This window comes from Methanobacterium sp. BRmetb2, assembly GCA_003491285.1.
Classification (GTDB): Archaea; Methanobacteriota; Methanobacteria; order Methanobacteriales; family Methanobacteriaceae; genus UBA117.
In genome coordinates, this window is record CP022705.1 from 1,937,616 (window position 1) to 1,952,254 (window position 14,639).

General features: G+C 33.1%; 15 protein-coding genes. 1 reads left to right on the plus strand and 14 read right to left on the minus strand.

Translation table 11 applies throughout. The annotated features are described in order from the left end of the window. Positions 1-4: 4 nt before the first annotated feature. The 6 genes from CIT01_09710 to CIT01_09735 form a co-directional block, all read right to left on the minus strand. Positions 5-922, minus strand: coding sequence for a glutamine amidotransferase (locus tag CIT01_09710; protein AXV38458.1), 918 nt, complete (start codon positions 920-922; stop codon positions 5-7). Continuing rightward, on the minus strand, positions 910-1,488 hold the full coding sequence (locus tag CIT01_09715; GenBank protein ID AXV38459.1) for a pyridoxal 5'-phosphate synthase glutaminase subunit PdxT: 579 nt from the start codon (positions 1,486-1,488) through the stop codon (positions 910-912). Before CIT01_09715 ends, CIT01_09710 begins: the two co-directional genes overlap by 13 nt. Before the next feature lie 401 nt (positions 1,489-1,889). Beyond that, entirely contained in the window at positions 1,890-2,855 is a 966-nt protein-coding gene (locus CIT01_09720; GenBank protein ID AXV38460.1) for a malate dehydrogenase, read from the minus strand. Positions 2,856-3,044: 189 nt separating this feature from the next. Then, positions 3,045-3,602, minus strand: coding sequence for a PBS lyase (locus CIT01_09725; GenBank protein ID AXV38786.1), 558 nt, complete (start codon positions 3,600-3,602; stop codon positions 3,045-3,047). 354 nt (positions 3,603-3,956) lie between these two features. Next, positions 3,957-4,943, minus strand: coding sequence for a hypothetical protein (locus CIT01_09730; protein AXV38461.1), 987 nt, complete (start codon positions 4,941-4,943; stop codon positions 3,957-3,959). Between the two features lie 18 nt (positions 4,944-4,961). Continuing rightward, the gene (locus tag CIT01_09735; GenBank protein AXV38462.1) at positions 4,962-5,375 is read right to left on the minus strand and encodes a hypothetical protein; all 414 of its coding nucleotides are present in this window, start codon (positions 5,373-5,375) and stop codon (positions 4,962-4,964) included. Between the two features lie 158 nt (positions 5,376-5,533). Here CIT01_09735 and CIT01_09740 point away from each other — a divergent pair, with 158 nt between their 5' ends. Further along, positions 5,534-6,523: an isocitrate dehydrogenase gene (locus CIT01_09740; GenBank protein AXV38463.1), complete on the plus strand. Its 990-nt coding sequence runs from the start codon at positions 5,534-5,536 to the stop codon at positions 6,521-6,523. 9 nt (positions 6,524-6,532) lie between these two features. Here CIT01_09740 and argB read toward each other — a convergent pair whose 3' ends face one another. The 8 genes from argB to CIT01_09780 form a co-directional block, all read right to left on the minus strand. After that, a complete protein-coding gene (gene argB, locus CIT01_09745; protein AXV38464.1) occupies positions 6,533-7,414 on the minus strand; it encodes an acetylglutamate kinase in 882 nt (293 codons plus the stop codon). 60 nt (positions 7,415-7,474) lie between these two features. Continuing rightward, positions 7,475-8,668 (minus strand): bifunctional ornithine acetyltransferase/N-acetylglutamate synthase, encoded by a 1,194-nt coding sequence (argJ, locus tag CIT01_09750; GenBank protein AXV38465.1) that lies wholly within the window; start codon positions 8,666-8,668, stop codon positions 7,475-7,477. 82 nt (positions 8,669-8,750) lie between these two features. Beyond that, entirely contained in the window at positions 8,751-9,083 is a 333-nt protein-coding gene (locus tag CIT01_09755; GenBank protein ID AXV38466.1) for a hypothetical protein, read from the minus strand. Positions 9,084-9,142: 59 nt separating this feature from the next. Then, positions 9,143-10,357: a hypothetical protein gene (locus CIT01_09760; protein ID AXV38467.1), complete on the minus strand. Its 1,215-nt coding sequence runs from the start codon at positions 10,355-10,357 to the stop codon at positions 9,143-9,145. Next, complete coding sequence (locus CIT01_09765) at positions 10,357-11,382, minus strand: Zc3h12a-like ribonuclease (GenBank protein ID AXV38468.1); 1,026 nt, start codon at positions 11,380-11,382, stop codon at positions 10,357-10,359. The genes CIT01_09760 and CIT01_09765 overlap by 1 nt, the downstream gene beginning before the upstream one ends. A gap of 136 nt (positions 11,383-11,518) precedes the next feature. Beyond that, entirely contained in the window at positions 11,519-12,271 is a 753-nt protein-coding gene (locus tag CIT01_09770; protein ID AXV38469.1) for a phosphohydrolase, read from the minus strand. Further along, positions 12,272-12,637 (minus strand): nascent polypeptide-associated complex protein, encoded by a 366-nt coding sequence (locus CIT01_09775; protein AXV38470.1) that lies wholly within the window; start codon positions 12,635-12,637, stop codon positions 12,272-12,274. Then, on the minus strand, positions 12,637-14,604 hold the full coding sequence (locus tag CIT01_09780; GenBank protein AXV38471.1) for a tRNA-guanine(15) transglycosylase: 1,968 nt from the start codon (positions 14,602-14,604) through the stop codon (positions 12,637-12,639). Before CIT01_09780 ends, CIT01_09775 begins: the two co-directional genes overlap by 1 nt. Between the last annotated feature and the right edge of the window lie 35 nt (positions 14,605-14,639).

Consider the following 14,639-nt stretch of genomic DNA (forward strand, 5'->3'; position numbering starts at 1 on the left):
ATTATTATATTTCGTATACTCTAACTTCTCCAGGGGAGATTTGTTCAACATCATGAGTATCCATTACTTCTCTAAGAGAAACTTCTTCTGATGCTATGGCAAAAAGATCATCATTTTCAGCCATAACACCAGGTCTAAGACCTAACTGATCTTTGGCTATACCAACACCATTTGGTGTTCCAACTACATAGGAGAATGGACCATCCATATCTTTTACAGACTGTTCAAGTGTTTCCTCAAGGGAATATCCTTCAGATAGTTTATTTGCCACGTAGTGAACAATGCATTCAGTATCATTATTGGTTTCAAAAATATGGCCCTTTCTTTCCAGTGGATCTCTTATCTTCCAATAATTGGTGATTTGACCATTGTGAACTACAGTAATGTCTGGAATTATATAGCTCTGGAAGGGGTGTGCATGGTAACGATCAACAATACTTTCAGTTGAAAATCGGGTATGGCCTATGGCGTGGGTACCCATTTTAGATCGAGTATCATACCTTTGGGCTATTTCTTCCACTGATCCTACATCTTTAATCATCTCAAAAGAGTGACTACCATTTAAAACTATAACATTCTCTATCTTATCAATATCCATTATCAATGGTTTTAATTCTGAAAAGGATTCCAGACTAATTTTACATCGGTATATATTATAGTCTTCCACAGAAGGAATTATCTCCTCAGTTTTTATAGGACTTGCAAGTTCAACAGTTTCTTTAACCTTTTCCAGTAGACCTATTTTTTCTTTTAATTCAATGTTTAGTAAATATTCATTTTTAGCTAAACCTAAACCACCGTAAATGGCGAAACCTGCTGAATCCGGTCCTCTATGCTGTAGGGCTTTGAGCATTTTAGTCATAGCATCTCCTACAGGGTGAAGTTTTTTGTCTTTAAATACGACTCCTGCTATTCCACACAATTTAATACCTCCTTTATGAAGTATTCATGGAGTTTTGTATTGCCAGTAAGCTCTGGATGGAAAGCTGTGGCAATATATTTTCCTTTTTTTACTCCAACTATTTTTTCGTCAATTTTTGCAATAATCTTGGTGTTTTGACCAACTTTTTTTACATATGGTGCTCTAATAAAAATACCAGGGAATTGGTGGTTCAATAACTCAATTTCCTCTTCAAAAGATTCTTTTTGACTTCCAAAACCATTTCTTTTAACTTCCATATCGATTAATTCAAGAAGTGGTTGTTCATAATCGGTTTTAGTTGCAAGTAAAACCATTCCAGCACATGTTCCAAATATGGGGATTTCTTTTTTTATTATGGCATCTTTAACACCATTTTTAATCATTAATTTTCCCATGGTTGTGCTTTCTCCCCCTGAAATTATTAATCCATCACATTGTAATATTTGAGAAGCTAATTTGACTTTATTAACATTGGCTTCCACGTTCATTTTTTTTAAAGCCTTTCTAGTCATTTCAACGTGTTCAGAGACGTCTCCTTGAAGATCTAATATTCCTATGGTTATCATGTTTATGCCTTCGATTTATTAATGACTGATTTATTGTGTATAATTATTAGGGTTAATTGGTAATATTCTAATTATATTATATAAATTTACCGGAAATTTATTTCCGATAACATTGGTTTTTTGAAAATAATTTTTTATATCATAATAAAACTATACAATGTTCAAAAATTAGGTCTTAAATATAATATGATTGAACATTTATATAAATTTTTGGGAGCATCAAATATAGAATTTTCAAAAAATCAATTGTTTATCATTTCATGATAATAATACAAATTCGCCCTATAAAATTCAAATCACTAAAATCAAAAAAAGTAAATGCAATAATTAATAAATAAATCCTTAAAAATAAGATATTTTTTTATTTCAAATGATTATATAGCTTTTTGAAATAAGATAATCTATTTTTTATAAATTTTCAATAATTCTTGAGTGGAAGTTTTAACGAATTCAGCTGCACTCATAAAATCTTCTTTTTCATTTTTATTCATACTAATAGGAATTATACCTTCAATACCCTTTCTTCCGAGTTTAACTGGAACGCCAAGACATATATCAGTAATACCTTCAATTTCCCCTTCAAGATAGGCAGAAACGGTTAAAATCTTCTTTTCATCATTTAAAATAGTTGTAACTAGATTTGATATGGCAAAAGCAGGCCCATATTCAGTTGCGCCCTTTTTACTAATAATATCGCTGCCTGCGTTAATCACCTTTTGAATGGTTGCTTGGATGTCCAGTGATTTGTAACCAGTAAAGTAATCCCAGGTAGAATAACTTTCTAAAGGTATACCTCCGATAGATGTTAAACTTATTAAAGGAACCATCTGTGGGCCGTGTTGACCTATAACTCTGGTGTGAATTTCGCTTACATGGACATTGAAGTGTTTTGCCATTAAATTTCTGAGCCTAAGTGAATCCAAGTGGTTTCCAAGACCTATCACCCTATTTTTTTGAAAACCAGATTTTTTTAAAGCCACATATGTCATTATATCTACAGGGTTAGTCACAACTAGTATAATTGAATCAGGAGCAATTTCAGCAATTTGTTCAGAATATTTAGCAGTTATTCTTGCATTAATTGCTGCAAGATCCATTCGTTCCATGTCAGGGGTTCGAGGTATTCCAGAAGTTAAAACAACTATATCTGAATTTTCAATTGCTTCAACATCATAAGATGAATCAATTTTTACATCCACCCCTTTAGCAGCTAATGCATCATTTATGTCCATTAAATGTCCTTCTACTTTACCAATACTCTCTTTTCGTGAAATAAGTGTTAATTCTGCCACTGAATTTTCTTCTGCTAAACAAAAAGCTGCTTCACTGCCTACCCTGCCTGAAGCTCCTATTATACTCACTTTCAAGATTACACCTGCTCTAAGATTAAATTAATATTTTCTAAAAAAAGTTCAATTTCACAATTTTGAATTATTTTAATAAAAAGTCTTTAATTCCATATTGTTATTAAGAATTTAGGCATGAACCTTTTTAAAGTCTATGTTTTTAATAAAATATTCTATTTCTATTTATCCGTGATTATTACTGAAATTAAACTAAAATTTCTTTAGATAATTTTCTGCAACTTTTCTAACATAGCCACTCTTATCATTCAAAGCTTCTTTTAGAGGTTCTACTGCACGTTCATCCCCAATATTACCTAAGGCCCATGCAGCTCCACCACGTACAAATCCGCTTTCATCTTTAAGAGCCTTTATTAGAGGTTTAACCGCATCTTTGTCTCCTATACTTCCTAAGGCCCATGCAGCTCCACCACGAACCCTCCAGTCAGCATCATCTAGTAAATTGACTAGTGGTTCTACAGCGTCTTTACCCATTTTAGATAGAGCCCCTGAAGTTTCTCTTCTGACCCATTTATTTTCATCATTCAAAGTTTCAATCAAAGGTTCAATAGCTCTGCTATCCCCAATATTTCCTAAAACATGGGCTGCTCCTCTTCTTACATTTTTATTTGCATCATTTAATGCATTTATCAGAGGATCTACTGCGGGTTCACCAATTTCAACAAGAAGATCTGAAACTTGAACTCTAACATGTTCATCGTCATCCTTTAAAGTCTCAATAAGCCTGTCCACATTTTTTTTCTTCTCCATCATATCACGCTCAAAAAAATTAATTAAGGTTCAAATAATAATTCACAGAGTCCTATATCATATAATATTGTTTTTGATATAACTTAAACATAACGCCATTTATAACAGCTGAAAACTAACGAAATTAAATAATTAACTTTATTGTAATTTAGCAGGGCATCCTTGAAAGATATTTAAAAACTGAATTATGTTCAATTAAATAAGAAAAAATAATCTAATTAACTACAAACTAATAAAGAAATTAATTAAAAATAAAAAATAATACATTTACAAAAAATAAAGAGTGAGTAATCATAATCCAAAAAGGATTACAAAATAAAATCAAATATAGTTTCAATCATTTTTTTTAAATTATTATCCACTATAAAGTGTATTTATTAAGTCTATAGCAACAGATTCTCCTTCTTGATCATCTAATCTTTTGAAAATTCCTACAGATTTCTTAAACACTTTATACATGGTTTCTTGATCATTTAATACATAACAGACACTTCCCATTAAAAGTAATGATAAAGCTTCTCCTTTTTCATCATTATTTTCATGGAATATATTAAAAGAATCTTTGAATGTTTTAAGTGCTTTATCACTTTCACCCCTTTTTAATAGGACATCTCCAATCAACAGACCTATTGTGGCTTTACCTGTTTTATCACCTATTAATTCAGAGTTTACATAAGCATCTTTCAGATAAGTTATAGGATCTTTCTCTTGAGAGTAAGTTTCGTACATATGCACATTTTCTAGTATTTTAATAACATCATCTAATTTTGCACCTAATTTTTCATAGTCTATCGCATCTCTCGGAATGGTTGAGCGTGATGGATAAATTATATAAGATTCTTCATCTTTTAAATCTTCAGTTTTTGGTATTTGAGCAAGTTCTTCTTCTATTTCCTTATCCTTATCATGAAGTGGGTTTTTTGTTTTAATGTTATTTTTCATTGATCTTTTATATTCTTGCAGTGAGAGGACATCATCCAGCTTTTCTTGAATATCATCACTTAATGGTGATTTTAGTGAGGAGTATATTTTGAAGGATTTTTGGTAATGTTTTAGTGCTTTTTCTAGGTTGCGGTTGGTTAGGTAGGTGTCTCCTATCAGGTTTTGGGTGTATGCTTCTCCTTCAGGGAATTGAAGTTTTTCATATACCTCCTGTGCTTCTTTAAAATATTCAAGAGCTTCTTCTATTTGGTTGTTTTCCAGATATATTACTCCTATGTCGATTAGCGTATCTGCTTCGTGCTCCTGATATTCATGCAGTCTTTTTTCATAATTTTTTAAAGCACTATTTTTATCTTCAAAAGAGTCAAATATTCCTAATATTACCAGATTTTTCAACATACTATCATCAACAAAGTATTATGACTCATCAACTAGTTCCATAGTTTGCTTTGCTTTTTCAGTATCTTTAATTTTCTCGAATAATTCATTTTTTAATGGTGATTTTAGTGAGGAGTATATTTTGAAGGATTTTTGGTAATGTTTTAGTGCTTTTTCTAGGTTGCGGTTGGTTAGGTAGGTGTCTCCTATCAGGTTTTGGGTGTATGCTTCTCCTTCAGGGAATTGAAGTTTTTCATATACTTCCTGTGCTTCTTTAAATTTTGTTAGGGCTTCTTCTATTTGGTTGTCTTCCAGGTATATTACTCCTATGTCGATTAATATATCTGCTTCATGTTCCCGATATTCATCCAACCTTTTTTTATAATTTTTTAAAGCACCATTTTTCCCTCTAAATGTGTCAAATATCCCAATTAATAACATTGCTTTCCACATAGTATCTTCCGAAATTTTTGATATAATTAATTAGTTACTATTTTATCAATCAATACATATATAGAATACTTCATGACGAAAATTAGTTACCTCTGTAATTAAATAGTATAAATCCTATAATAAGAAATATAGGATTAAAAAAATGGTTTGAGATAATTATGTATAATATAACCGTTGTTCCTGGGGATGGAATTGGAGTTGAAGTGTCAAATGCAAGTTTAACTGTTTTAGAAGCATTAAATATTGAATTTAATTTCACTAAAGCACATGCGGGATATGAATGCTTCCAAAACACAGGTACTACCATCCCTCAAGATACCATTAATATGTCACGTAAAGCAGATGCAACTCTTTTTGGAGCAGTCACTACAGTTCCAGGGCAGAAAAGTGCCATCATAACTTTGAGAAAAGCGTTAGATCTTTTTGCCAATATTAGGCCTGTAAAATCTTATGAGGGTATTAATTCTCTTTATAATAATCTGGATATGGTTATTATAAGGGAAAATAGTGAGGGATTATATTCTGGTATTGAAGAAAATACTGATGGGAGTGCCACTGCCCTTAGAGTGATAACCAGAAAAGCTTGTGAGAGAATATCTAAATTTGCACTGGAATATTCAAAAAATAACAGTCGAAAAAAGGTAACAGCTGTTCATAAGGCTAATGTATTAAAAAAAACCGATGGAATTTTTAAAGATGTCTTCTATCAAGTAGCAGAAAAATATCAAGATATTAAAGTAGATGATAAATACGTGGATGCAACTGCAATGTTTTTAATTACCAAACCACAGGAGTTTGACGTGATTGTTACTACCAACCTTTTTGGGGATATATTATCTGATGAAGGTGCTGGTTTGGTGGGAGGATTAGGGCTGGCACCATCAGCAAATATTGGGGAAAATAATGCATTATTTGAACCAGTACATGGATCCGCTCCAGATATTGCTGGGAAAAATATTGCAAATCCCTTAGCAATGTTATTTTCAGCAGTAATGATGCTTGATTATTTAAAAGAAAATTATGAGGCACGCAGATTAGAAAATGCATTAATCAATCTTTTGAAGGAAGGTAAAATAGTAACACCAGACTTAGGTGGTTCTTATTTTACCATGGACATGGTTCACGAAATAAAAAAGAAATTAGAATAAGCCATTTCTTCAAAGGGTTATCATGGTTCCAATACCTTTTTTAGTGAATATTTCCAGTAATATAGAATGTTGTATTCTTCCATCGATTATATGGGCTGATTTTACGCCGCCTTCTATAGCATCGATACAAGTTAAGGTTTTAGGAAGCATCCCCTCTTTTATAGTCCCATTTTCGATTAATTCTTTTACTTCATCTATACCAATCTCTTTAATAAGAGAATCAGGGTCTGAAGGATCTTCCAATATTCCCGGAACATCTGTAAGAATTATAAGTTTTTCAGCATCTATTTTAGATGCAATATCCCCGGCCACTGTATCTGCATTTAAATTCAATGTATTGGCATTTTTATCAACGCCTATAGGGGATATAATTGGTATATAATTGTTCTCAGTTAACATTTCAATTACATCTGGATTAATTGATTCTATTTTTCCCACTAATCCCAAATCCACATACTTCTCTTCACCAGTAAGCTTGTCCATTATTACATGTGGATCCTTTTTCTTTGCCAGTAGAAGCTGACTGTCCTTTCCAGAGAGACCTATACCTTTACCACCATGTAAACATATTTTAGACACAATTTCTGTATTTATTTTACCAACCAGAACCATTTTTACTATGTCCATTGTTTCCTGATCAGTTATCCTCAAACCTTCAATAAATTGCGGTTCCTTACCGAGCTTGTTCATTGATCTTGATATTTCAGGGCCGCCTCCATGCACTACAATTGGTTCCATACCAACATATTTCAAAAGAACAGTATCTCGAGCAGTAGATTCCATGGCACCAGCATCAATCATGGCATTGCCACCATACTTAATTAAAATCTTTTTTTTATGAAACTTTTTTATGTAAGGCAGTGCCTCAATTAAAATATTCACGGTTTTCATAATTATCCCCAATAATAATTTACTTTTAAATCTATTAAATTATAGCAAGTGGTTATATAATTATGTAGTGTATTCTGCATTAATTTTTACATAATCATAACTCAAATCGCAGCCATAAGCGACTGCAGTATAGTCTCCCAAACCTATATCTATAATAATATTGATTTCTTTATTTTTCATTATTTCTTCAGCAACTTCCAGTTCATTTGAACCTTGATATGCTCTAACAACGCCTTTATCTATGATATCTACAGATTTACTTTCAGATTCAAGAGTTACGCTGATAATATTCTCATCCATCTGTGCTCTTGAATAGCCTACTGCAGCAACTATTCTTCCCCAGTTAGGATCAGCACCAAATAGTGCTGTCTTCACCAATGGGGATTTTGCTACAGCTTTAGCGGCTTTTTTTGCATCTTCACTAGTTTGAGCACCATTAACAGTTACTTCCATATATTTAGTTGCTCCTTCCCCATCTTTTGCCATCATCTTAGCCAGTTCTTGGCAGACAAATTCTAGAGCTTCCTGAAAATTTTGATCTATTTCACCAGATTTTCCATTGGCCATTAAAACAACCATATCATTGGTACTTTCATCACCGTCTATAACTAACATGTTGAAGGATACATCCACTGCCTTTTTAAGCGCTTCTTGGAGTTGTGAAGGGGATGCTTTAACGTCAGTAGTGAGGTAACCTAACATAGTCCCCATATTAGGTTCAATCATTCCTGAACCTTTAACTATTCCTCCAATTCTAACCTTATTCCCATCTTTGAGAAATGTTTCTACTGAAATTTCTTTGGAAAATTTGTCTGTGGTCAAAATTGCTTCTGCAGCTTTTTTTGATGCCTCAGCCGAGTTTTCAAGATTTTCCAGACATTCTTTTATAAGATTATTTATGGTTTCCATGGGCATTTTTCTACCAATTACACCAGTGGATCCTACTACCACATCTTCCGGTTTAACTCCTATTTTTTTGGCAACAAGATCTATCATATTATTTGCGTCTTTTAAACCTTCTTTACCAGTAAAGCAGTTAGCATTCCCACTGTTGGTCACAATGGCAGATAACTTACCATTTGAAATATTTTTCTTGGAGACAACTATTGGTGCGGCAACTACTTTATTGGAGGTAAAAACTGCTGCTGCTTGGCTTTCTTTGCATACAATTACTGCAGCACCATATTTTCCTTTTTTTTTGCCGTATGCAGTAACATTATTTACTGCACATAATCCTCCTTTTATAATTTTCATAAGTATCACTATGATATAATTCAATCTAATAATTAACAAGTTTATTGGTTTTTTTAAAATAAAAAGAAAAAATTAGGAAATTTTAACCAGTATTATTATTGCTGCCTTCGTTTGTTGTTGTATCTTGTGTGTTTTGATTGTTTGTATTGGTATTTTGTGATGTGGGGTTTTCCACATAAACTTCTTGATAGTTTCCTCCAGTGGAGGGATTTGCTTGACTATTCTCTGTGGTTACTTGATTTGGAGTTATAGGAGTTAAGTTAGGATTTTTGTCTTCAGTAAAATTTAAAGAAAAAGGGGATGAACTGTCATTTTGTGATAAACCAATAACTATACCCACTCCAGATCCACAACTAAAAGCAATCAATGAAATAATGAATGCAACCATTATTTTTCCTTCAGTTTCAGGTCTCATAATTCCTACCCCTATTATTTTTTATTTTTCAGTGCTTAAATAGATTTCTATTGTTACAACTAGCGAGTTACTGCATATACTATTGAAAGTAAGATGGCTAATATACCAAAGATCCAACCATACTCGGGATTAAGGTTCCATCCCAAAAAGGTAGCAATGAACACAAAAATGAATATTAAAATTGCTTTACCCTTACTATAAAATGCAAAATCTATCACTGCTTTGGTAAATTCTGATGGAATGAAATAACCATACACCCCGTCAGCTATGTCAAATACCATAACCGGGCTGTTGTTCCATATTTTTATCTCATCAGCCATTTGGGCTCTTTCACCAGCTTCTCTTCTACTTTTGCCTATACCGGCCCTTATTTCAACCCCTCTATTAAGGCCGTACCATGCAGAATCAATGCCTGCTCTCAGTGCAGCATCTTTAGTGGGTAAATTAGCTATCAAATCATCTCCACCTTCTCTATAACCTTCTATTTTTCCTTCACAGTCAGTTTCAATGAATTTTTTTATTTCATTCATTATATTCACAAGTTTGTCTCTTCCTTGCTCTTCGATGAAATGGGTAGAGTCGATTACATCTATGAATAGATAATTATCATAGTATACAGGTTTTCCTTTTAATTTTTCAAATTTTGAAGAAAAGACAATGGCATATTCACCACCAAGTTTAGTAAAACCAACTCCGGATACTTCTCCAATTTCTTTATTGAGATTTATGGCTCTTTCTATTGCTGCAGCCCCAGTCATTCCTACTGCTGCCCTAATATCCATACCATTTTCCATTCCCAATCTTATGAGTTTGATAGCGACTCTTATTGCATCATTTTTTGATAACATCCGGGACACAAGTTCAGTGTCACTTTCTTCAATAATGGTACCTCTCTCTTTCAAAATTAAATTTACAAAATCTTTAATAACATTTCCGTGATTAAAGACTTCAATGTAGAGGAAACGGTCACTTCCCATAATTATGTTACTGAGTAAAGCATATTCATCTACTTTATTTTCCGCTGGTTTTAACTCGATAAACTTGCGGGTTTCAGGGATGTTCTCAGGACCAACTTCGTTTATCAAGTTTTTAAAAATATTATTAGTATTAATATGTGCTGGTTCCAGTTCAAGTAGCATGGTTTGTGTGTAGTTAATCATTTCCACATATTCCCTTTCTCGGTTATTGGTGGGGTAATATTTGGTGCCTATGCTCAGAACCTTTTTTTTAAGGAAGAAACCAAAAATAGCACGCATTAAGTAATTACTTGCCATTAACTTTCTCCTCCCTTCTCTAAGATAACATCAAAGTGGCCTGGCTTTTCCATTAGCATACTGGGTTTTACTGACACTATGGGAAATTTCCAGGTTCCAAGTCTTGAAGCAACTGTACTGGCTATATTTCTAGAGTTTTTCTTAACAAAAGCATAATCATGATCATTTATGGTTATATTGACGTTGTAGGGAGATTCTTCCTCTACTTCATCAGAGTACATGATATTTAATTCAAATGTCCCTGGTTTGATATACAAGTCGTTTCGCACTGCCACCAAAGGGGCATGTTCTAATTTTAACCGATCGCCAACAGTTACTGCTATGTTCCCGGCATTTTTCACTGCATCTCTATAATCTTTGGGATGTACCAGTACAAATATTATGAAGTCGCTGGTTTTTTCAGCTTCTTCAACCATATTCATGACCTTGTCAAAAAGGGGTATTTTCAAGAAAACACTCTCTAATTTTGGTTCAAGACCCGCTTCTTTGCTTTTTGTTATTCTATCAATAGCCTCCTTTGCTATTGCAATACCGCTGATTTTTTTACCTTTTTTTAATTTATAAGAATCCATGTTCTTTTTTTCAAATTCAGAGAGAATTTTGTTGCAGATCTTCTGTAGTATGTTCTTAACTTTCTTAGGTTGTGAAGATTTTCCAATAGTAATTTCACCATCTTTAAATTCATAGGGAATTCTGCGGCTATTAATGTCGTGGAATTCATCAAAGAATTCCCTAAATACATCATTTGATAAAATTTTAGCATTCTCGTCTTCGGCAAATTTTAAAATAAAATGATCTGCAGTAGTACCAGAAGGCACTTGATGTACTTTACCTTCTGCAATTAACTGATTAAATCTTTCTTTATTATCTATCTCATGACGCAAAGATGCATCGGCTACCACAACTGGTTCGTATCCTAACTCTTTTAAGGCGTTTAAAGCTTTTTCTATATTACCTAAAAGAGGACTTCCATCTTTTTCTTTCCCAAAATGGGCCACATTCGATGCATCAACTATAACTTTCAATTAACCACCTTTTAATGGTTATCCCATTATTTTTATTATCCAACAATTATTTCAATCAGCATATTATTAAATCTTGTTAAGAATCTGTTATAATAATCAGTTAGTTTTAATATTTTTATATTTATCCGTTATTCTATTAATTTATTTTACAGGAGTTTTTATATTTTGCAATGCATTTGGATTTTCCGCCGAGTTGATTTAAAACAATTTCGATAGTTTCATCTGAAATGTTAATAATGTTAAATGATGGAAGATCTCTGCCACGAAGTTTTAGTGAGGATACAGTCCCTGCGGTTACAAAGGCAGTATTCTCCACTAACCATACGTGAGGAACATGTTTATGGCCAGAAAGTACAATATCTGCTTTTCCATCAATAACTGATTTTAATATATCTCCGGCGTCGGTTAAAACATTTCTCTCCCTACCAGTTTTGGGTACGGGAATTATGTGGTGGTGGAGAGCTATAATTTTATATAAATTCTTTTTTTTAGCCTTTTTTAATTCTTTTTCCATACGGCCTTGTTGAGATCGGCCGATTTTACCATAATTTAAATCAGGTTCACTACTATCCATACCTATGACTTTTATATCATTATTCTTCAAATTTAAAGTCCCATAACGCCGGTGTATAATTTCTTGGAAAGATTCGTTACCAACGTGCCGGGCATCATGATTTCCAGGTACTATCATCATTGGACTTTCAATCATTCTTAAAAATTCTTCGGCCAGCTCAAATTCCATGTGATATCCATTTTCGGTAACATCACCGGTTACAATCACAACATCAGGATTTATTTTATTTATTCTTTCAATAGCTTCTAATAAAAGATTTTTTCTAAAATTAAAAGCCCCAACATGGAGATCTGAAACATGGACTACTACTACCATTTATTTTATACTCTCCCTGATCTTCATAATTGCAGCTGCTAAATCCCCATTTGATTCTTTTAAAGCTTTTTCAGCCTCTTCTAAGCTAGCTCCAGAAGAATTAGATACCATCTCTATATCATCCTGAGGTATTTCCAATTCGGCTTCTATTTTTTTCTCTTGGGGTTTACCAGTGACTTGATATGTGAGCTGACCCATAAAATCCATTATATTAATTTTTGGGTTATTAATAATTATTTCTTTATCTTTAAATCTGATAATTACCTCTTTAGCTCCTTTAACTTCTTTCATATCCATTCCCATTTGTTTCATGGTACGTTGCATTTGTTTTAATTGTTTTGGGTTCATTCCAGCACTAGGTAACATTATATTCCTCCTTTTCTAGTTTTTACTGCTTGACCTATATTGAAATCTATAATTTCTTTACCATTCAAAACTGACTTACCAAAGGCCAATAAGTTATCATCACAATTTACAATTAGAACTTCATCATTGGCTCTAATATTCTTATCACAATCTATAACGAATTTAGCAAATATACTTTTTCCTTCCAGTGCAAAAGGTTCAGCATCATCATTTACAACCACCCTATTTTTGGGATAATCAAGTCCTCTATGCAGTCTTCTTGCACCTTCACTACTTAAAACAAAAACACCGTCACTGGCTCTTAAAGTTGCAATTAGCTTTTTACCATCAAACACGTGTCTTATTTTACCTGTTTTTCTACTTCTTTCTATATTAATATCTCCATAAAAGAGCAGCTCACCAGCGTTAGATCCAAATTGATAATTAGCAATTCGTTTTATTTTGAACTTATCATCTCTGGTTAAATTAAATTTTTGATTTCCTTTGTATTCTTGTAGAAAATCCAGATTAAATGTATCAACAACTTCTTTAGAAGCGATAATTTCATGATATTCTTCTATGTATTCTTCTACAAATGTCCCCACAAAATTCCTGGAATCATCATCTATAATTAATGGGGATTCGTTTTGAGCCAGAGGATACACCTCATCAATCTCCAGTGGAATTATTCCAAAGGGAACATCAACAACAGCTATATCACATTCAGTTGACTCTTCTATTTCAGCATCATTTACCTTCCAAAGTAGAGTACCTAAATCATCAGATAAATATTTATGATATGGTTTCTTAGTTTTTGGAAGCAATAATAATATTTTACCTTTTTTCAGCCGATTAAGACGTTTTTGATGTCTGAAAACTTCTGGACGATTAACTGATTCTGGACCAGAATAAAAAAATGCAGATTTTTTATAGGCAGGATCATATTTGTCAATAATTGAGACATAATCTTTTAACTTCCTCAGAGCATTTAAAAGGTTGGGATGAGATTTGCATCTTTGTTCAACTAGTTCTAATAAGTTACCGTCTACTATGGACTGTTTTATTGTCCTTATTTCAGCAAAACTTATGTTTAGATTGTGTTGGGCTATTAAGTTTGATCTTTCACTTTTTTCCATACCTTTTAAATCGTCTGGAGTGTAATTTGTGCAAACATTACATGAGCAGGGCATTTCAACCAAATTTTCCAGTTTATAGGTGCCGTTGGGCATCATAATCCTATCATTTTCTGCGTATAAAATGTAAGCTGCTGAGTCAAAAAGATCACAGCCCATTGCTACTGCCAGAGAAAAGACCATAGGATGTCCGGCTCCCATAAGATGTCTTGGTTTAGAGTCCGGAAGATGAGTAACAGAGGCCATGACTACATCCACCAAATCTGAGTATTTATAAGATTCTAATAAAGGAACTACTGCACCAATAGGATAAACATCAAAACTCATTTCACCTAAAACATCAGCACAATGAGACCTTAAATCAGAATAGGTTGAACCCTGAACAACCGAGTTAAGCATTAAATCTCCTTTAACGTTCAGAGCTTCTCGAGCCCTTTCAATGGTGATCTTTAAATCTTCCTTTGCCTTTTTCCTTGTAACAAATGGGGGGGTAGGAATGTCAAGTGAGGTTCCGATGTCGGTTCCTATTTTTTCCTGAAACTCTATGATTTCCTGGTTATTGACATCGATATCTCCATATGCAGACAGTTGAAAAGACCCGGAATCGGTGATGATTGGCCCTGAAAAATTTATTAACTTGTGGACTCCATTTTTTAAAGCTTTTTCTTTTAATTCTTCATTTTTATAGATAATGTAAGCATTGGTGATTACCAATTCTGCTCCATATTTTTTAACATCTATTGTTTGTTTTCCAGGATGTATTACTGGCATTAAAGCTGGTGTTTTAATTTTTCCATGGGGCGTTTTAAGGGTTCCCATCCTTCCCATAGCATCTTTATACTTAATTTCAAACATGATAATCTTCCTCAATAAATGTATTAGTAATACTA